The following is a 22778-nucleotide window of genomic DNA, read 5'->3' on the forward strand; positions in this document are numbered from 1 at the left end:
ACGACATGAATATCGGTTTTATCGGACTGGGCGTCATGGGCCGCCCAATGGCGGAACACCTGATCGATGCCGGCCATACGCTGCATCTGAGCCGCGTGAAGGAAGCCTCGCAGCACCTCGTCACCAAGGGCGGCAAGGCTGCCCATAGCGCAAAGGCTGTTGCTGAAGCCTCCGACATCATCATCCTGATGCTGCCGGATACGCCTGACGTCGAAGCCGTGCTCTTCGGCGAAGGCGGCGTCGCCTCCGGCCTTTCCTCTGGCAAGCTCGTCATCGACATGAGCTCAATCTCACCTGTCGCCACCAAGGATTTTGCCCGGCGCATCGAAGCGCTCGGCTGCGATTATGTCGATGCGCCCGTCTCCGGCGGCGAAGTCGGCGCCAAGGCTGCCTCACTGACGATCATGGTCGGCGGCAAGGAAGAAGCCTTCGAGCGCGCCCGTCCCCTCTTCGAGAGGATGGGTAAGAACATCACGCTGGTCGGCGGTGTCGGCGACGGCCAGACCGCCAAAGTCGCCAACCAGATCATCGTCGGCCTCACCATCGAAGCCGTCTCCGAAGCACTGCTCTTTGCCAAACACGCCGGCGCCGATCCGGCCAAGGTGCGCACCGCGCTTATGGGCGGTTTTGCCGCCTCCCGCATTCTCGAAGTGCATGGCGAGCGCATGGTCAAGGAAACCTTCGATCCCGGTTTCCGCATCCGCCTGCACCGCAAGGACATGACGCTTGCCGTGGACGCCGCCCGCGCGCTTGATCTGTCGCTGCCGAACACGGCGGCCACCCAGCAGCTCATGAATGCCGCTGTTGCCAATGGCGACGGCGAACGTGACCATTCCGCCCTTATCCGCACGCTTGAGCTCCTCGCCGGAGGACCGCGCTAGATCAGGACCACCTAGAACACCCGGACGACATCTTCGATTGCCTCCTGCCGGAGCCTTTTCTCCGGACGGCGAAGCCATGTCCGGACATCGATAGAGAAGGACAGGACAATGCTTAGAAACGATATCCAATTCCCTTTCGGCGCCGTCTATTTTCGCAAGTCCAATCCGCCCCGCGACGATTGGGAACGCGACTACACGACGGCAGGCGAAGATGGCCTGAACATCTTCCGCCACTGGTTCATGTGGAGTGCGATCGAAGTCGCTCCCGGTGTCTACGACTGGGAGGAGTATGACCGCCAGCTCGATCTCGCCGCCAAGAACGGGATCAAGACGGTCATTGCCGAACTCATTCACGCCGTACCGGATTGGGCGGTGCGCAAATATGCTGATGCGCTGCAGGTCAATGCCGACGGCACCAAGCTCGGCTCTTACATGGGCGTCTCGGCAGCGACTGGCGGCTTCTCCAACAATGGCGGCGGTGCCGGCGCGTTGACGCTGAATTGCCCGGAAGTGAAAGAAGCAGCCGGCAAGTTCCTGACGGCACTTGCCACGCGTTACAAGGACCATCCGGCGATCTATGGCTATGACGTCTGGAACGAGGTCAACTATTCCGCCGATGTCGATTACAGTAGCTATGCCAAGGCCGCCTTCCGCAAATGGCTGGAGAAGAAATATGGCAGCCTGAAAGTGCTGGCCAAGGCATGGCATCGCTACAGCTATGCAGAATGGGACGATGTCGAGCCACCGGTTCACATGGCTCCCTACCCGGAATGTATCGACTGGCTGCAGTTCAAGCGCGACAATTTCTATGGCCAGATGCAGTGGCGCATCGACACGATCCGCGCCGTCGATCAGAAGAATGTCATTGCCGCGCACGGCATATCAGGCGCGATCCCGAACATGGCCGCCAATGGCTGCGACGACTGGCTCGCCGCCTCCAAGGTGGAAATCTACGGCTTCACCTGGATTCAGGCGCGTAAGGGCACAGAACCGTGGAAGACCTGGTACGGCGTCGATATCAATCGTGCCGCCGCCCGCGGCAAACCCTTCTGGCACGCAGAGCGCCAGGGCGGTCCGCTCTGGCTGCAGCCGCAGGTGATCGGCCGCGACAGGGAAGACGGCCGTGTCGCCGAGCCCGAGGACATCAGAATCTGGAGCATGACCTCCTTTGCCGGCGGCGCTCGCGGCGTCTTGAACCTGCGCTGGCGCCCGCTGCTCGACGGCCCGCTCTTCGGTGCCTTCGGTGCCTATGGCATGGACGGCAGCCGCACGCCGCGCTCCGACATGCAGAGCGCCATGGCGAAATGGGCGAATGACCCGGCTCAGAAGACGCTCTGGGACGCAAAGCCCGTTCGTGGCGAGGTCGGTATCCTCGTCGTCCCGGAAACGCAGGAATGGGATTACCTTCTGAACTACGACCGCAAGGAAAAGCCCTATCCCGAAGCCATGTGGGGCGCCTATCGCGCCTTCCTCGGACAGGGCCTGCAGCCGGATTGGGTCCATATCGACGATATCGACGCCTACGATTTCCTCTACTTCCCCTACCCGATCATGTTCACCGCCGAGCAGGCAGCCCGCCTGAAAGCCTGGGTGGAAAAGGGCGGCACGCTGATATCAGAAGCCTGCCCCGGCTATTTCGGTGACCGCGGCCATGTCGGCCAGGTGCAGCCGAATATGGGGCTCGACGAAGTCTTCGGCGCTCGTGAGGAAGAAGTGGAATTCATGCCCGATATAGGGGATCGCATCCATTTCAAGTTCGATGATATGGCCGTCGATGGCGGCGGTCTCCTGCAGTCCTACCGCCTGACCGACGGCACCGGGCGCGGCGCTTTCGATGGCGGCCGTCTTGCCGTCGTCGAAAACCGCTTCGGCAAGGGTCGCACCCTGCTGATCGGCACCAATCCCTCCGTCGCCTTCTACCGCACCAACGGCAAGGCCAATGCCGCGTTCTTCGCCGAACTGGTGAAATGGAGCGGCCGGACGCGTCATGCGAGCTTGTCCAACGACGCGCTCTTCGCCCGCATCCACAAGGGCGAAAATGGAAGCTTCCTCTGGCTGGTCAATCCGACACGCAAAGTCCAGACGACGACGGTCACGCTCGCAGCCGGAAAACTGTCGGGCGGCAAGCCGGCTTGGCCTGTCAACCATGCCTATGATGCCGAGCGTATCGAAGTGCCGGCCCGTGATGTCCTGATCCTGCCGATCAGCTAAGCAATTCCAGCAAAACTGTGCAGCGGTTTTGCGCCTGGAATGCGCCAAAGCGATAGAGCATCCGGTATTTCGAAGAAAACCGGATGCTCTACTAGCGGACGGCAAGCTGCTCGACCCAGCCACCTTGCGAAAGCGCAGCTCGGTCGAGTTCGCTCTCGATGCGACCGGCCTCCATCAGCACGGCCCGGTCGCACATATGCGCGACGACGCCGGGATCGTGGCTGACGAGCACGAAGGTCATGCCATGCGAAGCCTTCAGGTCGTTCAGCAGGTTCAGGATCTCGGCCTGCACCGAGACATCGAGCGCCGAGGTCGGCTCATCGAGCAGCAGCAGCTTCGGCTTCAGGAGCAGCGCACGGGCGATTGCTACACGCTGCCGCTGCCCGCCGGAAAGCTGGTGCGGATAACGTCCGGCAGCAGCAGCCGGCAGGCCGACCTGATCGAGCGCGATACGCACCTCATCCTCGACATTGCGCACACCCCGCAACGCTAGCGGCTCCCCGAGAATGCGTGAGACGCGATGGCGCGGATGCAGCGAGGAATAGGGATCCTGAAACACCATCTGGATGTTGGACCGCAACGCCCCAGTGATTTTTTGCCCCGGCTGCAGCGCCTCGTCGAAAACCGTAATGGAGCCCTGCCAACGGGTGTTCAGCCCGGCAACGGCACGCAGCGCCGTCGTCTTGCCGCAGCCAGACGGCCCGATCAGCCCGAATGTCTCGCCCGGCGCGACGTCGAAACTGATGCTTCGCACAGCAGTAAAACCCTTCCCGCCAGCGTGAAAGGTGACGGAAAGATCGGAAACGGAAAGCGCGTTCATGCCTCGCCTCCGTAGACCGGCAGCCGTGTCCCGTAGGTCGCAGCCGAAGGCCGCGCCGCCCAGAGCGCCCGCGTATAATCCGATCTGGCATTGGCAAGATCGGCAGACGCCATCTGCTCCTCGATCTTCCCGTGCCGCATGACCATGACCCGATCGGCATAACGCGATACTTGCTGCAGGTCGTGGCTGATCAGCAGCAGCCCCATGCCGAGCTCTTCCGTCAGCGACCGTAGCAAGGTCAGGATCTGGTCCTGCAGACCGCGATCGAGCGCCGAGGTAGGCTCGTCGGCGATCAAGAGTTTCGGCCGGTTGATCAACATGGCAGCAATCATCACCCGCTGCCCCATGCCGCCCGAGAGAGCAGCCGGATAGCTCGTATAGACGCGCTGCGGATCGGGAAGACCGACCTTGTCCAGCATGTCGAGCGCTCGCTCGCGCCGTTCGGCAGCAGAAAGCTTCGTGTGCAGAAGCAACGCTTCTTCCACCTGTCGGCCAACCTTATGGGCCGGATTCAACGAATATTTCGGATCCTGCAGGATCAGCCCGAGACCGCTGCCGCGCAGCCTATTCCAGCTGGATGTGGCCAATGTCGTCAGCTCATGCCCATAGAAGGCGAGACGCTTTGCTCGCAACTCTGCTCGGCGCGGCAATAACCCCATGATCGCCCTGCCCGTCATCGATTTGCCGGAGCCGGACTCACCGACCAGTGCTACGACCTCGCGGCCCACCGAGAACGAAATGCCATCGACGACGCGCACCGGCCCAGCCTCGGATGGAAAGGCGATCGACAGATCCTCAACTGATAGTAGCGGCTCAATCATGGCGCGGATCCAGAATATCGCGCAGACCATCGGCCAGCAGGTTGAACGCGAAGGAGGTGATCAGGATGGCAAAGCCAGGCACGGCCGCCACCCACCATTGATCGAAGATCACCTGCGTGCCCTCCGAGACCATCGAGCCCCATTCCGCTGTTGGCGGACGCACACCTAGACCGAGGAAACCAAGGCCGGCGGCAGCAAGAATGATACCCGAGAGATCGAGTGCCAGACGAATGATCGCCGAAGGCAGCACCAGCGGCAAGATATGCCCCCAGAGCAGCCGCACGCCGCGGATACCAACCATTTCGGCCGCCGCCAGATAATCGCTGCGTCTGAGCGCCGCCGTTTCGACGCGGGCCTGGCGCGCATAGGCGGGCCAGCTCGTCAGCGCCAGCGCCAGCGCACCATTGATCAGCCCTGGCCCCATGATGGCAACGAAGGCGAAGGCGAGCAGCAGTCGTGGAAAGGACATGACGATATCGGTGATCCGCATCAGCACGCGCTCGGTGATACCACCGAAAAAGCCCGAGAGGATGCCAACGAGAATACCGAGCGGCGCCATCAGCAGCACGACGACCAGCACCAGCAGCAATGTCGGCCGCGCGCCGTAAATGATGCGCGACAGAATATCCCGACCGAAACCATCCGTGCCGAACCAGTGCGCGGCATCAGGCGGCATCAGGCGATTGGCCGTCTCCTGCAGGTTCGGATCGTAGGGCGCAATCAGCGGCGCCAGCAACGCTAGCGCCAGAATGAAGAGCACCACCGCGCCGCCAGTCGCTGCGGAAGGCGAACGCAGCGCGCGCCGCAGGAAAGATGGACCGCCTGATGGCGCCTGGACGATTGCACTCATCGCTTCTTCCCTGATTCCAACCGCGCTACCCCGAGATCGGTCAGCGCGTTGAGAAGCACGAAGGAGGCGCCGACCACAAGCGTCGCCCCGAGGATCGCCGGCATGTCGCCGGCAAACATCGCCGTCGTCAGATAGCGGCCGATGCCTGGCCAGGCAAAGACGGTCTCTGTCAGCACGGCACCCTCCAGCAGGCTGGCGTAAGAAAGGGCGATGACGGTCAGCAACGTGCCGGAGACATTCGGCAGGATATGGACGAAGACAATGCGGCGGAGACTTGCGCCCTTGGCCCGCGCCGTCGTCACATATTCCTGGCCAAGCTCGGTGAGGATCGCAGCGCGCGTCAGCCGCGAAATTGCAGCAAGCGCGTGGAAGGCAAGCACGATCGCCGGCAGCGCCAAATGCGCCAGTGCATCGCGAAAGGCGCCCGCCTTGCCCGATATCCACGTATCAACAAGCGCAAAGCCGGTGACCGGTTTGACCGTATATTGGAAGACGACATCGGCCCTGCCCGGCCCCGGCGCCCAGTGTAGCCGCGCGTAAAACAGGAGCAGCATCAGCAGGCCGAGCCAGAAGATCGGCACGGAGTATCCGAAAAGCGAGACGAAACGAGCAAGCCCGTCCACCCACGTCCCCTGCCGCATGGCGGCGGTTATGCCGAGCGCCAGTCCTACGCCGGCACCAAGGATGATCGCGGCCGTAGCAAGCTCTATCGTCGCCGGAAAAGTCCGGGCAATGTCCTTCGCCACCGGCTGGCCGGTCGAGATCGACTGCCCGAAATTGCCGGAGAGTGCCGTCTCGACATAGCGGAAAAATTGCACCGGCAGCGGCTGATCCAGGCCAAGCTCCAGCCGCGCCTGCTCATAGGTGGACTGGCTGGCATGGTCGCCGACAAGCTGCAGCGCCGGATCGATCGGCGACAACCGCGTCATCGCAAAGGTTACCAGCGCCAGCCCGAAGAGTGTCAGCGCAAAGGACCACAGCCACTTCGAAAGCGGCCAGACGAACGACAACTCCCGCCAGCTGTTGCGCTGGCGGGAGTTGGTCATGTCGGCATTATCAGGCACTGCCGTCTGCGGCACTTATTTCGCTACCTTGTCGTAATAGACCTGGTCTGCGTTGAGACCTTGGGCATAGTTCTTCACCTTGTCGCTTAGCACGACCTGGTCATTGCCTTGAAGCATGAAAACGAAGGGCGAGCTTGCCTGGATCTTCTTCTGCAGATCCTGATAGAGCGCGGCGCGCTTGGCGGCATCCTGCTCCTTGACGGCTGCAAGCGTCTCGTCGGTCAGTTCCGGGATCACCCAGCCGGCCTGCTTGGCAACGGTATTGGCCGAGTTGTCCTTGTTGATTGCAAAGGCGCTGGCGTTGGAATGGGCGTCGAAATAATCCGGGATCCAGTAGCGCAGCGTCATCTCGAACTTGCCGGCGCGGCCGCGGGCATAGATGTCGCTCGCAACACCCGGCTGGATATCAAGCGTAATACCGGCTTGGGCGAAGGTGGACTGTAGCGACTGGGCAATCGACAGGAACGGCTGGTCGTTAAAGACGATGAATTCGATCTTGAATGGCGTCTTGATGCCGCCATCGGCAAGGATCTTCTTGGCCTTCTCGACATCGAGCTTGAAGGGCGTGTCACTGAGTGCGCCTGGGAAGCCGTTCGGCAGGAAGGCCTGGTGAACGCTGCTCTGGCCACGCAGCAGGTTCTTGGTAATGCCGTCATAATCGACGAGATAACGCGCCGCTTCCCAGAAAGCCGGGTTGCCGAGCGTCGGGTTCGCCTTGCTGTTCAGCAGGATATAGTCCTGGCGGGCCGAGGGAACGGAGAGCACCTTGATGCCGCTCTTGTCCTTCAGCGCCTCGATCTGGTCGGCAGACAGGCCGCGGGCGATATCGGCATCGCCCTGCTCGACGAGCAGGCGGCGAGCACCGACGTCAGGCACGTTGCGGATGATGACGCTTTCGAGCGTCGGCTTGTCGGAGGAATTGGCATTGGCCTGCAGCACCAGCGCCTCATGCGGCGTGTAGGTGGCGATCGTATAAGCGCCGCTGCCGGCCGAGTTGGTCTTCAGCCATCCATTGCCGAAGTCATTGTCTTTGGCCTGCGGCGAAACCGTCTGCTCATCGACGATGGAGGCAATCGGCGCCGTCAGGATCGAGAGCGCGAAGCCGGAGCCGACATCCGCCGTCCAGGTGAGCTTGACATGCTTGTCGTCAACCTTGGTGATCGCGGCTTCGACATTGTCGGCCTTCCAGCCGAGTTCGTTGAGGATGAAGGCCGGCGACTTGTTGAGCTTCACGGCGCGCGTCAGCGAGAAGATCACGTCTTCGGGGCGAACCGGATTGCCGGAGGCGAACTTGGCGTCGGCGAGCGCAAAGGTCAGGCTCTTGCCATCGCTACCTGCTTCCCAGGAAGCGGCAAGTCCTGCCTCGATCTTGGTGCCGTCATCGCGGTTGGACTGCACGAGACGCTGATAGATGTTGTTGAAGGACTGGACGGTCGTGAGCTCGAAACCTTCAGCCGGGTCGAAACTGACAGCATCGTCAATCGACTGAGCGACGACGAGCACATCAGGCGGCGTCTCGGCGTGAACAACCGGCGCGCTGAAAGCGAGCGCCAGGCTGAAGACGGTGCCGAGCAGCTTGGCGCGGCTGGAAATGATGGACATGGAAAACTCCCCTTGGGTGATGAAAAAATCAGTTAGCGCCTTCGGCAAAGGCCTCAAGCTCGGGATCGAAATCGACCTCGACAACGTTGATGTAGACGGCAGTGGCGATCATGATGCCGGCAAAGGCGACGAGATCAACGAGAACCTTGGTGTCATGGCGTGCCTTCAGGTTCGCCCAGATATCGGCAGGAATAGCCTTGGAATCGGCGACAATCGCCGTGCCAAAACGTTTAAGCAGCAATTCGCTCTCGCTGAGTTCCAGAGCATCCGGGTTGAACCCGTTCTTGATCAGCGCACGGCGAAAGAAGGTGACGGCGATATCCGACTTCAGCGCCTTGGAAATCGAATGCGAGAAGATCCAGATCTCGCGATCGCTGATGGCGGGGTCGAGCTCAGCCCGGAGCGTGAACCATTCGGCATAGATGCGGTGCGCTTCCGGCGAATGCAGCAGGGTTCGCTTCATGTTGGTCATGTTGCCGCGAACCCGCACCTCCTCGTCATGCGCTGCGCGAATCTCTTCGGAAGCGGTGTCGTAATCGATGTGAGGAAGCTGGCTCATGCGGATTGCTCTTTCTTTGTGCGATAAAGGCTAACGAGGTGGCGCGATATTGTGCAGTCCATATTCATCCAGCTTTTTCGCCTTTTGACGAAAATTATTCCGCGGAACGTTACCGGCAAAAACGAACTTTTCGTCACAGATATATCAGCATTTCACATTAAGCGTTCTTGACATCAATGCGCACAAACGACACGATGAAACCGGTTTCAATCGTACATAGGGAGTGATCGTGCGGTTCGACCTTTCGATCCTCTTGCCCCATCTGGGCTTTCTCGCGCAAGGCGCGCTACTGACGGCGGAAGCCTGTGCTCTGGCGCTGATCGGCAGCGTCATCATGGGCGCTTTCGTCGCCATTGCGCGCACGTCTTCCTCCGCTCTTCTGCGCAGGATCTCCTTCGTTTACGTCGATATCTTCCGCAACGTGCCCTTCATCGTACAGCTGTTCTTCTTCTATTACGGCCTGCCCGAGATCGGCATCTATATCGATGCCTTCACCACGGGTGTCGTGGCACTGTCGATTGCCGGCGGCGCCTATGCGTCCGACGTGATCCGCGCCGGCATCCTGGCAATCGATCCCGGCATTATCGAAGCCGCTGAAGTCAGCGGCCTTTCGCGCCGGGTAACCTTTACCAAGATCGTGCTGCCGATCGCGCTCAGAACCTCCGTTCGCCCGCTCGGCTCCGTGCTGATCAACATGATCCTGACATCGTCGATCCTCTCGACGATCACGCTGAACGAGCTGACCGGCTCGGCGCAGATCGTCGTCTCGCAGACTTACAGGCCCTTCGAGGTGTATGTCGTGCTGCTCGTGGTCTATGCCTTGCTGACCTATCTCGTCTCGCTCGGAATCGCCCTCCTCCACCGCCGCCTGAACCGCGACATGATGGAGGCTGTAGCCTGATGCGTTTTTCCGATTTCACCCCCTTCGATATCTGGCTGCTCCTGCAGGGCCTCGGCGTCAGCCTCGGTCTGTTTCTCTCGACGTCCCTCATCGGTCTCCTGATCGGCACATCATGGGCGATCTGCCGCTTCTACCGCGCGCCGGTGCTGACCCCGGTCATCACTTTCATTGCAGAACTCCTGAAGAACTCGCCCGTTCTGGTGCAACTCTTCCTCGTCTTCTTCGGCCTGCCTGGTCTCCTGCATATCCGCATCACGCCGACGACGGCAGCGATGATCACGCTGTCTGCGAATTCGGCTGCCTTCGTCTACGTCATCGCGGTCTCGGCCATCGAATCCATCGGCCGCGACCAGATCGAGGCCGCCCGCGTCTTCGGCCTTACCCGCTGGCAGGTTCTGCGCCATGTCGTGGCACCGCAGGCCATGGCCTTCGCCATCGGCCCGCTGACCGCCCTTCTCGTCAACCAGCTGCAGGTCACCTCGCTGATCTCGGTCATCGGCGTCGTCGATCTCACCAAGATCGGCAACATCCTGAACCTGCGCACGCTGAAACCCTTCATCGTCTGGACGGTGGTCGGCCTGCTCTATTACCTCTGCGCCAAGCTGCTCGCATGGCTCGGCGCCCGCTTCGAAAACCGCCTCAGGGCGCATGCCGCCTGGAGAGGGCTTTAATATGCTCAAAGTAGAAAACGTCAAAAAGGCCTTTGGTCCTACGACCGTTCTCGATGGCGTCAACCTTACCATCAATCCCGGCGAGGTCGTGTCCATCCTCGGCTCCTCCGGCTCCGGCAAATCGACGCTGATCCGTTGCATCAACGGCCTGGAAAAGTTGAACGGCGGCAGTATCACCGTCGATGATTTCGACGTCGGCAAGCCGAAGGAATTGGCCGAAGCCCGCAAGCGCTCGGCTACCGTTTTCCAGCTCTTCAATCTCTATCCGCACATGACCGTGCTCGGAAACGTGACGCTGGCTCCAGTCGAAGTGCTGAAAAAGCCGCGTGCCGAAGCCGAAGCCACCGCCCGTGCGCTGCTGCAATCCGTCGGCCTCGGAGACCGCGCCGATGCCTATCCGGCCCAGCTTTCCGGCGGCCAGCGTCAGCGCGTCGGCATTTGCCGGGCGCTTGCCATGCAGCCGCGTTACCTGCTGCTTGATGAAGTCACCAGCGCGCTCGACCCGGAAATGACGGCCGAAGTGCTGGCTATCCTCGCCAAGCTAGCAGCCGAAGGCACAACCATGCTCTTCGTCACCCACGAGATCGAATTCGCGCGACAGATTTCCAACCGCATCGTCTTCCTCGACAAGGGCAAGCTGCTCGTCGATCTGCCGACTGCGGATTTCTTCGCCGCCGAGGGCGGCATGACCAACCCGCGTATCGCCCAGTTCCTGTCCAAAATGCGTAAAGATTAGAGGTATTCATGCTGCTCTTGGCCAATAAAGAAGCCTGGCCCGGTTTCCCGACGACGGTGCAGATGCTGCGCGAAGGCGCTATCAGCCTCGACGCCATGGTCGCCGGCATCAGCAAGGTGGAAAGCGAAGTCCGGGTTCGCAGCGTCGGTTACGGCGGCTGGCCGAACATGCTCGGCAATATGGAACTCGACGGCGCCGTCATGGATGGCAACACCCGTGATGTCGGCACTGTCGGCGCCGTGCCGAATACGCTGCCGGTCGCCCGCCTCGCCCACGAAGTCATGAAGCGCCTGCCGCACGTGATGTTGACCGGCGATGGCGCTCGCCGCTTTGCCAGTGAAATCGGTTTCTCCGAAGATGACGTGCTCTTCGAAGACAGCAAGCGCGTCTGGTGGGAGCGCCTGGAAAAGGAACTGTCACCGGAGGAATTGGCGAAATTTCCCGATATCCCGTTGGCGCCGCTCAGCCGCACCATCACCGACCCGGAGCGTGTACGCGACACGACCGTCTTCCTGTCCGCGGACCCCACACGCGGCATCCACGCCGCGACCTCCACGTCCGGCTGGGCCTGGAAATATCCCGGCCGCCTTGGCGACAGTCCGATCCCCGGCGCCGGCTTCTATGCCGACAGCCGTTATGGCGCGGCTGCCTGCACCCATACCGGTGAGATGACCATGCGCTGCTCGACTGCGCGCACCGTCGTGCTGGCGCTCAAATTCGGCTATTCGCTTTCCGACGCCGTCAAGCTGGCGGTCGAGGAGCTCAATGAACTGTCCTCCGGTTTCCTGGCCGGCGTGGTCATCCATGCTGTCGATGCCAAGGGCAACCATGAGGTCGTGAATTTCAGATGCGAGGGCGAAATCCGCTACTGGCTCTGGGAGGACTCGATGCCCGAACCGGAACTTCGGGCCGCGAAACAGGCATAATCAAGAAGAGGGAAATGGAACCATGAAACGCATTCTCACAGCCATTGCCGCGCTGGCCGTCGTTGCCGGCTCTGCGCTTCCGTCCTTTGCCGGCATGCTCGACGACATCCGCTCACGCGGCGTCGTGCGCATCGGCGTATCGCTTGGCGGCGAGCCGATCGGTTTCCGCGACGCGCAGAACAACCCCGTCGGTTACGACGTCGATGTCGCCAACCGTCTGGCCGAAAAGCTCGGCGTACCGGTCGAATTCACCGACGTCTCGGGCGATGCGCGCATCTCTATGCTGGTTTCCGGCCAGATCGACGTGGCGATCGCCAATACCTCTGCCACGCTCGAGCGCGCCAAGGTCGTCGACTTCTCGATCCCCTATAACCGCGCCGGCCTGCGCGTTATCGTCCAGAAGGACGCCGGCATCAAGGAACTGAAGGATCTCTCGGGCAAGAAGGTTGTCGTCGGCCGTGGTACGACGGGCGAGACATTCCTCAAGTCCGCCGTTCCGGATGCGCAGCTCGTCTATGTCGACCAGTTCGCTCCCGATGGCGTACTGCAGCTCCAGCAGAAGCGCGTCGATGCTGCGATCGAAGATTCCTCGCTGCTGGACTATCTCGCCACCAAGAACCCGACGCTGGTTACGCTCGCCGGCCTCTATTCCAACGACCCGATCGGCATGGCTGTCGCCAAGGGCGATCCGGAATTCGTCCGCTGGCTCGACATGTTCGTTTCCGACTACATCCAGTCGGGCGCTTATGAAGCCAATTACAAGAAGTGGTGGGGCGCAGAAGCCAACCCGCCGGCTCTGAACCCGCAGTGGTAGGATGATCCTCACAGGCCGCCTTCGGGCGGCCTGTTTGCTGTCAGGAGGTCATTTCTATCAGGCGGTCAGGCGCGGAAAATAGGTCGTCGGCACGATGACCGGTGGCTGGCCGGGGTGAAAATCGCCAGGATTTGCGATGAAATCCACGATGTGCTCGACATAGACACTCTTGTCGTAACCGATCGAGGAAATCGGATAGGCGTCGAAATCGGTGAGCGAGAGATTGTCGAAACCATAGAGCCGGAAACGTGTCGGCCGGTTGCGGGGAAAATCGGCGCGGCAGACATCGAGAATGCCCATGGCCATCGCATCTGACGTGCAGAAGATCGCATCCGGACAATCAGCGCCAGCCAGTTCCTCTGCCGCCGCATGCCCGCTCTCATAGGAATAGTCGCCTTGCACCGTGCGCACCAGTTCTATGCCGCTCTCCGCGAAGGCCCGCTTGTAGAAGCCTATGCGCGCCTGTTCCATCGGCGAGGACGAACGGCCGGTGACGAGACCCGCCCGCTTCACGCCCTTCTTCGCCGCATCGGCGACGGCTTCGGCAATGCCGCTGCCCTCGTCGGGCATGACGACGGGCGAGAGATCGTCATGCAGACCGTTCAGCATGACAACGAGATCGGAGCGGAACATGCGCCTGACAGTCGGAGCGTCTGCAAAATCCGAAAAGACCAGTGCCGCATCGACATGATAGGCAACGCCGTTGCGCAGGAACTCCTCGACGCGGGCGACCGAGCCGATGCGGATCATGATGACCTGCTTGCCGATCGACTGGATCTGGTCGAGCAGCCGGTCGAAGAGATCGAGGTCCGAAAGATCATGGATGTGGTTGACGACGACCGCGATGAGGTTGACCGTCTTGGTCGTCAGGCTCTGCGCCAGGAGGTTCGGTTTGTAACCGAGCCGGGCGGCCGCCTCGACCACTCTCTCACGCTTGTCCGCCGAAACCGGTCGCGGCTCGTTGGAGAGCGCCCGGCTGGCAACCGCTCGCGACACCCCGGCCAGCTTTGCAACATCGGCAATCGTCGGAGCGGCATCGCGGCCATTGTTCTGTGTCATATTCGAGCACTTTCCAACCTGTCATGGCGTGATAGCGCACAGTCGTGCATCTTCGCTATCGGAAACTTGCAATCATCCACTTTCATGGCACTGAAACCGGTGCCACAGCCCTTTTTCGTCGATGCCAGCCTGAATGGAGGAACCGCATGGCAATCAACCTCGCACCCGTCACCCTGCCAGATTTCGGACCTGTAACCGCCGATCAGCCACGGATCCCGGCCGAGACCTATGCCGCCCGTGCCGATACCGCGCTGAAAGCCGCCGGCACCGACTGGCTCGTCGTCTACGCAGACCGCGAGCACTTCGGCAACATCATGTTCCTCTCCGGTTTCGAACCACGCTTCGAGGAAGCGCTTCTGCTGCTCGGCCCCAAGGGCAAGCGTGTCGTCATCACCGGCAATGAATCCGAAAGCTATACGGTTCTCGCCGGGCTGCCCGGCGTCGAAGTACTGCGGGCGCAAAGCTTCAGTCTGATGGGCCAGGACCGCAGCCAGAACCCGCGCCTTGTCGATCGCCTGAAAGACGCCGGTATTGGCAAGGGCCAGAGTATCGGGCTCGTCGGCTGGAAATACCTTTCGGTGGAAGAGGACGAAGACCACGCAAACTGCTTTTTCGTTCCCGACTTCATCGTCTCTGTGCTGCGCCGTCTCGCCGGCAGCGTCACCGACGCGACCACCGTCCTGATGCATCCGGAAAACGGCCTGCGCTCTGTCGTCGATGTCGATCAGCTCGCCGCTTTTGAATGGGCCTCGGCCCGTTGCTCACGCGCGCTCTGGCGCGTCGTCTCGGGGGTTCGTGAAGGCGACAGCGAGTTCGAAGCGCTCGGACGGCTTGGTTATGAAGGCGATCCGCTGAACGTCCACACCATGTTCGCCTCCGTCAGCAAGGGCGAAAACATCGTCGGCCTGCGCAGCCCGACGGCGCGGCGCATGAAGAAGGGCGATGGCGTCACAACTGCGCTCGGCTACTGGGGCGCCCTCTCCTCGCGCGCCGGCCTGCTGACCGATCATGACGAGGCCTTCCTCAATCCCGCCAAGGCCTATTTCGAGGCGCTGATCACCTGGTACGAAACCGCCGATATCGCCACGACCGGCGGCGAACTCTTCACGGCAGTGACCGAAAAGCTGAAATCCGCCGGCCTGAACTCCGCCCTCAACCCGGGCCACCTCGGCAGCCACGAGGAATGGCTGCATTCGCCGGTTCGCCCCGGCTCCACCGAGCGCCTGCGTTCCGGCATGCCCTTCCAGGTCGATGTCATCCCCGTGCCCATGCCGGCCGGCTGGGCGCTGAACTCGGAAGATGCGATTGCCTTTGCCGATGCCGATCTGCGTGACGCCATCCGCAGCCGCTATCCGGAAATGCATGCTCGTATCGCCGCGCGCCGCGCCTTCATGGCCGACAAGCTCGGCGTTGCCCTGAAAGAAAACATCCTGCCGCTTTCGGATACGCCGCTTTATCTGCCGCCCTTCTGGTTGAAAGCCAATCACGTGCTGATCCGCGAATGATGGATAAAGGACCGGCAGCCCTTGGCCGCCGGTCCTGCCTTGCCTAGATTGCTCTGAAAGCAGGAGGAGCGGCATGAGCGACGATCACGACCACAAGCATATCGACTGGCGCGAACATGGCGTGAAGGTCATTCCCGGCAATGCGCTCGATCCGAACACCGCCCAGACGCCGGGCATGAACCGCGCAACCGCCATCAACAATGCACGCGCCGGCGCCGAGAAGATCTGGGCCGGCACGGTGACGATCCATGCCAATGCCAAGACCGGCGCCCATCATCACGGCGATCTCGAAAGCATCATCTATGTGGTGAAGGGCAAGGCCCGCATGCGCTGGGGCGAGAACCTCGAATTCACCGCGGAAGCCGGCCCCGGCGATTTCATCTATGTGCCGCCCTTCGTGCCGCATCAGGAAATCAATGCCAGCCGCGACGAGACGCTGGAATGCGTGCTCGTGCGCTCCGGCCAGGAACCCGTCGTGGTCAATCTCGATATCGAGCCGGTCGAAAAGCCGGAGAATGTGCCGTGGATCGATCCGATCCACAGACACTGAGACCAGTTTTCAGGCAGCAGCGAGGATCATCGCTGCGCCCCTCTCCGCCACCATCATCGTCGGCGCATTGATATTGCCAGCCGTGATATTCGGGAAGACCGAAGCATCGACGATCCTGAGCCCGTTGATGCCGTGCACCTTGAGCGATGCATCGACCACGGACGACGAGGCGTCCGGCCCCATCGCTGCCGATCCGCAGAGGTGATAGATCGAGCCGGAATTGCCGCGGAAATAGCTAAGCAGTTCCTCATCGGTCTGGGCTTCCACTGAAGGCGGCATCTCCATTTCGGTAATCGCCCGCAGCGCCGGCGCCTCCATGATACGCCGCACCAGTCGGCTGCCCTGGATCACCTCTTCCTCGTCATGGACGGTTCCGAGATAATTCGGCCGGATCTGCGGCGCGTCCGTCAGCTCTGGGGAGACGATGTTGATCGAACCGCGGCTCGTCGGCCGGCACGAATTGAAGGCCAGCAGAAAGCCCGAATAGGGCTCAGGCTTCAATCCCGCCTTCGGATCGGTCGGAATGCGATAGGAGAGCGGATTGAAATAGAGCTGGATATTCGGCCGCTCTTCCTCAGGGCTGCCGCGCAGGAAGGCGCCAGCCTGATTGACGCTGAGCGCCAGCGGTCCCCGTCGCGTCAGAATGTAACGCAAGGCCTGCCGCGCCTGTCCGAAGATCGTGCCGAGTTCGTCATTCAGCGTCGGCACGGTGGAACGATAGTAGAAGCTGGCGCAGAGATGATCCTGCAGGTTCTTGCCGACCGCCGGCAGATGCCGGACGAGCGGAACGCCAAGGGATTGCAGATGCGCGCCGTCACCGATGCCGGAAAGCTGCAGGAGCTTCGGCGTATCGACCGCGCCTGCCGAGAGGATAACCTCCTGCCGTGCCGAATAGCTGGTAATGCCACCCGGCCCGATCACCTCGACGCCGGTGGCACGCGCCTCCGCATCGACGATCACCCGGCGCACCCGGCTGTTGCGCAGGATCGCGAGATTCGGCCGCCCGAGCGCCGGCCGCAAATAGGCGAGCGACGAGGACGAGCGCACGCCGTTGCGTGTATTGATGTCGTAGATGCCGGCGCCCTCGATGTTTTCGCCGTTGAAATCCGCATTCAGCGGCATTTGCAATTCGGCGCACGCCTCCAGAAATCGGTCGGTGATCGCATGCGACTGGCCGCGCATCGGCGTCACATGGATCGGCCCGCCACCGCCATGATACTTGCTCTCGCCGCCCGCATGGGTCTCCAGCTTGCGGAAGAAAGGCAGCACGTCCTCATAGCCCCAGCCGAGATTGCCCGCGGCCTTCCAATCGTCGAAATCATCCGCGGCACCGCGTACGAAGATCATCGCATTGATAGAGCCCGAACCGCCCTGCACCTTACCGCGCGGCGCGTAAATGCGCCGGCCGTTGAGCGCGGCCTCGGGCTCACTCCAGTACATCCAGTTGACCTTCGGATCGTAATAGGAGCGCGCATAGCCGACGGGAATGCGAAACCACGGCGAACTATCGTTGCCGCCGGCTTCGATCAGCAGCACATTGTGCCTGCCGCTCTCGCTGAGGCGTGCCGCCAGAATGCAGCCGGCCGAGCCGGCGCCGACGATGATGTAATCGTATGTCGTCATCTTCGTTCTCAGCCGCGGGCCGGGGCAAAAGCCTTCACGTCGGCGGGCTTGTCATCCATTTGCAGATGCAGTCGCTGCCCTTCGTAAGGCGAGTGTTTGGCGACGACATCGAGATTGAGTTCCACGCCCAGCCCCGGTTCGTCTGACGGCATCAGATAACCGTCCTCGAAGCGCAGCGGCGTCTTCAGGATCTCTGCATAGAAGCCCGAGAAATCGACGATCGCTTCGTGGATCAGGAAATTCGGCGAGGACGCGGCAAGCTGGATGCTGGCCGCAGCGCCAATGGGGCCATTGTAGAGATGCGGCGCGATCTGCGCGTAATGCGCCTCCGCCATGCCGGCGATCTTCTTGGATTCCAGAATGCCGCCGGCACGCGCCACGTTCATCTGCAGGATCGAGGCAGCACCGGTTTCCAGCACACGCTGGAACTCGTATTTGGTCGTCAGCCGCTCGCCGGTCGAAATCGGGATCGAGGTCTTGCGGGCAACTTCCGCCATCGCCTCTTCCTGACCCGGAGGTACCGGCTCCTCGAACCAGAGCGGGTCATATTTCTCCAGCCGCTGCGCCAGCCGGATCGCCGAAGACGGCACCATCTGACCATGCGTGCCGAAGAGCAGATCGGCACTGCTGCCGACAGCTTCGCGAATTCTGGCGCAGAATTCCTCGCAGCGGTCCATCACGCCGAGCGAAACCTGGTGGCCGGAATAGGCCGTATAGGGGCCGGCCGGGTCGAACTTTACGGCGGTAAAGCCCATCTCCACCATTTTCACTGCGCATTCGGCGGCAAGGTCCGGATCGTTATAGTCATATTCGCCGGCCGCATTCTTCGGATAGAGATAAGTGTAAGCGCGCAGCTTCTCATGCACGCGCCCGCCGATCAGTTTGTGGACCGGCTTGCCGGCCGCCTTGCCGATAATGTCCCAGCAGGCGATCTCCAGGCCAGAGACGATACCCATCATCGTCGGATCAGGCCGCTGCGTGAAGCCGCTCGAATAGGCAAGCCGCCAGAAGCGCTCGACATCATGCGGATCATGGCCGAGCAGGTAACGCTGGAAGACGTCCTCGATCAGCGGCACGAGCGCCTGCGGATGGAAGGCAGTCGAGTAGATTTCCCCGACGCCCTCGATACCGTCTGCCGTCGTCAGCCGCACAAAGATCCAGTACATGCCGCCAATATGCGGCGGCGGGACGGCGACGAGATGGGTGGAAAGCGATGCGATCTGCATGGCCGTGATCCTCAATGCTTGAGTATGACGAGGCGCGTCTGGGTGAATTCGAGCATGCCGTGTTTGCCATCGTCGCCGCCGAGGCCTGAGCGCTTCCAGCCGGCGTGATAGCCCTGATAGGGGTCGGCCGGGAAACGGTTGACGTAGAATTCGCCGGCCTCGATCGCATCGGAAAAGCGCATGATCGTACGATGATTGTTGGTGAAGAGCACCGAGCTCAGACCGAACTGATGGTCATTGGCGAGCGCCAACGCCTCCTCGGTCGTATCATAGGCAACAACAGGCAGAACCGGCCCGAAGATTTCCTCGGCAATGATCTCCATGTCCTGGCGGCAATTGGAGAGCAGCGTCGGGGGATAGAAGAAACCCGCGCCTTCCGGCAGAAGACCGCCGGCCTCGATTAGCGCGCCCTGCTCGACCGCCTTCAGGACAGCCTTGTGCACATTCGTCTGCGCGGACTTGGTGGCAAGCGGCCCGACACGGGACGCATCAACCGAGCGATCGCCGAAAGCGCGCGCGGCAAAGCCTGACGTCAGCTTGGCAAGCAGCGCGTCATGAATGGAACGATGCACATAGACGCGTTCCGGCGCTGTGCACAGCTGGCCGCAATGATTGGTCTTGGCAGCAACGAGCTGTGCGGCGACCGCATCGAGATCGGCATCCGGCTCGATGATGACGGGCGTCTTGCCACCGAGCTCCAGCGACGGCTTGGCGATATTCGCCTTGCAATATTCGAGCACGACGCGGCCCGCCTGCAAGCTACCGGTCAAAGTGATCATCCCGACCTTCGGATGCGTGCAGAGCGTTGCCGCAACATCATGCGACATGGTGAGAACATTGACGAGCCCGGTCGGCAAGCCTGCCTCGGCGACGGCTTCGGCGATCTCGAACGCCGACGTCGGCGTCGAATTGCTCGGGCGCACGACGACGGCATTGCCGGCGATCAGCGCCGGCGCGATCTTGCGCACCAGCGTATAGATCGGGAAATTGAAGGGGATCAGGCAGACGACGACGCCGATCGCTTCGCGTTTCAGGAGCAACGTCTCATTGGCATTGTCGCTCGGGATGATTTCGCCCTCGATACGCCGCGCCCATTCGGAGTGATAGCGCATCAACTCGGCGCCGTAGATGGCCTCACCCGTCGCATCAGCAAGGCTCTTGCCGGACTCCTGCGCCAGCGCGGCACCGATCTTTTCCGCCCGCTTCTCGATAACCGCGGCGAGCTTGCGCAGCGCATCGCCCCGCGCGATGGCGGGCAGCGCCCGCCATTCTTTTTGTGCCTTTGCGGCAGCTTCGACCGCCTCGATAGCCTCTTCGGCAGTCGCCGACGGCACCTTGGCGAATTGGGCTTCAGTTGCCGGATTGAGCACCGGCACCAGCGTGCCGGAAGGCCGGAATTCTCCGGCGATGAAATTGCGATATTCCGTCATGACGGCATCCTCAGGACAATAGACAACCACGCGCATGCCGGCCTCTGCCGGCCATGCGTTGAAACGAAACAGGGTGCCGACGCCCGGAAGCGGCGGCTAGAACGTGCTGCGGCCCGGCGCCGCGTCGAGAAGTGTTCTCGTATAGGGGTGTGTCGGCGCCTGCAGTACCTGGGCCGCACTGCCGCGCTCGACGATTTCCCCCTTCTGCATCACCACGATCTCGTCGCTGATCTGGGCAGCGACGCGCAGGTCGTGGGTGATGAAGACGATGGCGAGTTGCAGCTTCTCCTGCAGTTCGCGAAGCAATTTCAGAACCTGCGCCTGAACCGACACGTCGAGTGCCGAAACGCTCTCGTCGGCGATCAGCACATCCGGCCGCATGGCAAGCGCCCGGGCAATGCCGATACGCTGCCGCTGACCGCCGGAAAATGCAGATGGCTTGCGCCAATAGGCGCTCTTCTGCAGGCCAACGAGATCGAGCAACTCCTCCGCGCGCCGTCGTGCCTCGCCCGCCTCGACACCGGCAAGCATGGCGGAACGGGCGATCATCGGCCCGACGCGACGGCGCGGATTGAGCGAGCCGAACGGATCCTGGAAAATCATCTGGATCGACCGGCGGCGAGCCCGCAGCGGCGCCGGCGAAAGGCCGAGGAGATCCGCCCCCGCCACTTCTACCCGGCCGCTTTTCGGTTCGATCAGACGGATCATGGCCTTGGCAAGCGTGGACTTTCCGCAACCGGATTCACCGACGATGGAGAGAACCCGGCCCGGCGGCAATGTGAGCTCCACGTGCTTCAGAACCTGAACGCTGCCGTAGGAATGCTGCAGATCACGAACTGCAAGCACCGGCTCCGCGGTTGTCGGCGCGGCAGGACGATCATGTGGCGTCAGGCTCGGAACCGCAGCGATAAGCTCCTTGGTATAGGGATGGTTCGGGGCCGTCAGCACTTGCTTCGCCTCACCGATCTCGACGATCTCGCCATGGCGCATCACCGCCACGCGATCGGCAATATCGGCCACCACACCGAAATCATGGGTGATGAAGACGATGCCGTGGTCATGCAGGTCGCGCAGTTCGCGCACCAGTTTCAGCACCTGCGCCTGCGTCGTCACGTCGAGCGCCGTCGTCGGTTCGTCTGCGATCAGCACGCGGGGGTTCATGGCAAGCGCCATGGCGATGACGACACGCTGGCACTGGCCACCGGAAAGTTCGTGCGGATAGGCCTGCAGGATACGGTCAGGATTCGGCAGATGCATGGATTCGACCAGCGCCCGGGCACGTCTCCTGCGCTCGGCGGCATCGAAATCCGAATGCAGTTCGAAGACCTCTTCGATCTGCGCCGAGACCGTCATCGCCGGATTGAGCGAAGCAATCGGCTCCTGGAAGATCATGGCGATGTCGCTGCCTCGGATAGCGCGGAACGCCCGTTCGGAGAGACCGACGAGATCAGTATCCCCAAGCATGACCTTACCGCCGGCAACCTTCAGCCCTTCCGCGACCGCGCCCATCAGCGCGCTCGACAGGACCGACTTGCCCGAACCGGACTCGCCGACGATACAGAGGATTTCCCGCGGCTTCAGATCGAAGCTCGCAGCTTTCACGGCGTAGGGCCGGTCGGCTCCCTTCGGCAGGGCGACGCTCAGATTTTCAACCCGAAGAATCGGCTGGTTTTCGTTGCTGCTCATGCACGCCTCCCCTGCGCTTCCGAGACTTCCCGCAATCCGTCCGCCAGCAGGCTCAAGCCCAGCATCAGAGATGAGATCGCAAGGCATGGAAAAATCACGAGATGCGGGAAAGCGATCGCCATGGCGCGGCCTTCATTCACCATCGTGCCCCAATCCGGTGTCGGTGGCGGCAGGCCGAGGCCGAGGAAGCCGAGCGTGCCGATGGTGATCGCCGTGTAGCCAAGACGCAGGCAGAAATCGACTGCGAGCGGGCCGCTGGCATTGGGCAGAATATCGAAGAGCATGATGCGCCAGGTGCTTTCGCCCTGCGTCACCGCCGCAGCCACGTAATCGCGGCTGGCGACATCGATGGTGATGCCGCGCACGATGCGGAAGATCGCCGGTGCACTGCCGAAGGTAACGGCGAGCACGATGTTGAAAGGCGAAGAACCGACTACGACGATGATGACGATATAGAGAACCAGCACCGGGAAAGAGAGCACGACATTGGCGATGTAGGACAAAACCGCATCGCCCCAGCCGCGCCAGTATCCGGCGACAAGCCCGAGTGCTACACCGACCACGTAGGCCGTCAGCGTCGCAAGTGTCGAGAAGATTACCACCGTGCGCGCGCCATAGATAAGACGTGAGAGAATATCGCGGCCGAGCTTGTCTGTACCGAGCCAGAAGATGTTACCGGATTTATCGGCCATACCAGGCTTTGCGAGCGGCAGCAGCGTGCGGATCGGATCGTAGGGCGCAAGCAACGGCGCGAAGATCGCCACCAGCAGCCAGCCGATCGTCAGGAAACCGCCGATCACGACGACCGGGTTGGAAAGATAGGGTTTTACAGCTTTCCGCATG

21 protein-coding genes are annotated in these 22778 nt (G+C 61.7%); 9 read left to right on the top strand and 12 right to left on the bottom strand.

Going from position 1 to position 22778, the window contains the following annotated elements:
* The first annotated feature begins 5 nt into the window (after positions 1 to 5).
* Both FHT93_RS10415 and FHT93_RS10420 read left to right on the top strand, forming a co-directional pair.
* Positions 6 to 881, top strand: coding sequence for a 2-hydroxy-3-oxopropionate reductase (locus tag FHT93_RS10415; RefSeq protein WP_183847368.1), 876 nt, complete (start codon positions 6 to 8; stop codon positions 879 to 881).
* A 108-nt stretch (positions 882 to 989) separates the two neighbouring features.
* Positions 990 to 3092, top strand: coding sequence for a beta-galactosidase (locus FHT93_RS10420; RefSeq protein WP_183847370.1), 2103 nt, complete (start codon positions 990 to 992; stop codon positions 3090 to 3092).
* Positions 3093 to 3183: 91 nt separating this feature from the next.
* On the opposite strand, the gene FHT93_RS10425 is transcribed toward FHT93_RS10420, so the two are convergent.
* The 6 genes from FHT93_RS10425 to FHT93_RS10450 are packed head-to-tail and all read right to left on the bottom strand — an operon-like array spanning position 3184 to position 8808.
* Positions 3184 to 3912, bottom strand: a complete 729-nt coding sequence (locus FHT93_RS10425) for an ABC transporter ATP-binding protein (protein WP_183847372.1) — start codon at positions 3910 to 3912, stop codon at positions 3184 to 3186.
* Positions 3909 to 4733 carry an ABC transporter ATP-binding protein gene (locus FHT93_RS10430; protein ID WP_183847374.1) on the bottom strand — a complete coding sequence of 275 codons (825 nt, stop codon included), beginning with the start codon at positions 4731 to 4733 and terminating at the stop codon, positions 3909 to 3911. The genes FHT93_RS10425 and FHT93_RS10430 overlap by 4 nt, the downstream gene beginning before the upstream one ends.
* Positions 4726 to 5583 carry an ABC transporter permease gene (locus FHT93_RS10435; RefSeq protein WP_183847376.1) on the bottom strand — a complete coding sequence of 286 codons (858 nt, stop codon included), beginning with the start codon at positions 5581 to 5583 and terminating at the stop codon, positions 4726 to 4728. The genes FHT93_RS10430 and FHT93_RS10435 overlap by 8 nt, the downstream gene beginning before the upstream one ends.
* Positions 5580 to 6662 carry an ABC transporter permease gene (locus FHT93_RS10440; RefSeq protein WP_183847378.1) on the bottom strand — a complete coding sequence of 361 codons (1083 nt, stop codon included), beginning with the start codon at positions 6660 to 6662 and terminating at the stop codon, positions 5580 to 5582. Before FHT93_RS10440 ends, FHT93_RS10435 begins: the two co-directional genes overlap by 4 nt.
* Entirely contained in the window at positions 6663 to 8249 is a 1587-nt protein-coding gene (locus tag FHT93_RS10445; protein ID WP_183847380.1) for an ABC transporter substrate-binding protein, read from the bottom strand.
* 28 nt (positions 8250 to 8277) lie between these two features.
* Positions 8278 to 8808, bottom strand: a complete 531-nt coding sequence (locus tag FHT93_RS10450; RefSeq protein ID WP_183847382.1) for a hypothetical protein — start codon at positions 8806 to 8808, stop codon at positions 8278 to 8280.
* A gap of 229 nt (positions 8809 to 9037) precedes the next feature.
* Here FHT93_RS10450 and FHT93_RS10455 point away from each other — a divergent pair, with 229 nt between their 5' ends.
* The 5 genes from FHT93_RS10455 to FHT93_RS10475 are packed head-to-tail and all read left to right on the top strand — an operon-like array spanning position 9038 to position 12856.
* A complete protein-coding gene (locus FHT93_RS10455; protein ID WP_112544053.1) occupies positions 9038 to 9709 on the top strand; it encodes an amino acid ABC transporter permease in 672 nt (223 codons plus the stop codon).
* On the top strand, positions 9709 to 10380 hold the full coding sequence (locus tag FHT93_RS10460) for an amino acid ABC transporter permease (protein ID WP_183847384.1): 672 nt from the start codon (positions 9709 to 9711) through the stop codon (positions 10378 to 10380). Before FHT93_RS10455 ends, FHT93_RS10460 begins: the two co-directional genes overlap by 1 nt.
* A 1-nt stretch (position 10381) precedes the next feature.
* A complete protein-coding gene (locus tag FHT93_RS10465; protein WP_018114488.1) occupies positions 10382 to 11116 on the top strand; it encodes an amino acid ABC transporter ATP-binding protein in 735 nt (244 codons plus the stop codon).
* A gap of 8 nt (positions 11117 to 11124) precedes the next feature.
* On the top strand, positions 11125 to 12042 hold the full coding sequence (locus FHT93_RS10470; protein ID WP_113204116.1) for an isoaspartyl peptidase/L-asparaginase: 918 nt from the start codon (positions 11125 to 11127) through the stop codon (positions 12040 to 12042).
* A gap of 22 nt (positions 12043 to 12064) precedes the next feature.
* A complete protein-coding gene (locus FHT93_RS10475; RefSeq protein ID WP_113116746.1) occupies positions 12065 to 12856 on the top strand; it encodes a transporter substrate-binding domain-containing protein in 792 nt (263 codons plus the stop codon).
* Between the two features lie 57 nt (positions 12857 to 12913).
* Here FHT93_RS10475 and FHT93_RS10480 read toward each other — a convergent pair whose 3' ends face one another.
* Positions 12914 to 13915: a LacI family DNA-binding transcriptional regulator gene (locus FHT93_RS10480; RefSeq protein ID WP_183847386.1), complete on the bottom strand. Its 1002-nt coding sequence runs from the start codon at positions 13913 to 13915 to the stop codon at positions 12914 to 12916.
* Between the two features lie 146 nt (positions 13916 to 14061).
* On the opposite strand from FHT93_RS10480, the gene FHT93_RS10485 reads away from it, so the two are divergent.
* A complete protein-coding gene (locus FHT93_RS10485; protein ID WP_183847388.1) occupies positions 14062 to 15420 on the top strand; it encodes a Xaa-Pro aminopeptidase in 1359 nt (452 codons plus the stop codon).
* Between the two features lie 73 nt (positions 15421 to 15493).
* Positions 15494 to 15970, top strand: coding sequence for a cupin domain-containing protein (locus tag FHT93_RS10490; protein WP_112971247.1), 477 nt, complete (start codon positions 15494 to 15496; stop codon positions 15968 to 15970).
* Positions 15971 to 15979: 9 nt separating this feature from the next.
* Here the strand turns inward: FHT93_RS10490 and FHT93_RS10495 are convergent, their stop codons facing one another.
* The 5 genes from FHT93_RS10495 to FHT93_RS10515 all read right to left on the bottom strand — a co-directional run bounded on the left by FHT93_RS10495 (position 15980) and on the right by FHT93_RS10515 (position 22777).
* Positions 15980 to 17593: a GMC family oxidoreductase N-terminal domain-containing protein gene (locus FHT93_RS10495; protein ID WP_183847390.1), complete on the bottom strand. Its 1614-nt coding sequence runs from the start codon at positions 17591 to 17593 to the stop codon at positions 15980 to 15982.
* Between the two features lie 8 nt (positions 17594 to 17601).
* Complete coding sequence (locus FHT93_RS10500; RefSeq protein ID WP_183847392.1) at positions 17602 to 18819, bottom strand: mandelate racemase/muconate lactonizing enzyme family protein; 1218 nt, start codon at positions 18817 to 18819, stop codon at positions 17602 to 17604.
* Between the two features lie 11 nt (positions 18820 to 18830).
* Entirely contained in the window at positions 18831 to 20249 is a 1419-nt protein-coding gene (gene aldA, locus FHT93_RS10505) for an aldehyde dehydrogenase (RefSeq protein WP_183847394.1), read from the bottom strand.
* 96 nt (positions 20250 to 20345) lie between these two features.
* Entirely contained in the window at positions 20346 to 21935 is a 1590-nt protein-coding gene (locus FHT93_RS10510) for an ABC transporter ATP-binding protein (protein ID WP_183847396.1), read from the bottom strand.
* Positions 21932 to 22777, bottom strand: a complete 846-nt coding sequence (locus tag FHT93_RS10515; protein ID WP_018114498.1) for an ABC transporter permease — start codon at positions 22775 to 22777, stop codon at positions 21932 to 21934. Before FHT93_RS10515 ends, FHT93_RS10510 begins: the two co-directional genes overlap by 4 nt.
* Position 22778 lies beyond the last annotated feature (1 nt).

This window comes from Rhizobium sp. BK379, assembly GCF_014193955.1.
GTDB lineage: Bacteria > Pseudomonadota > Alphaproteobacteria > Rhizobiales > Rhizobiaceae > Rhizobium.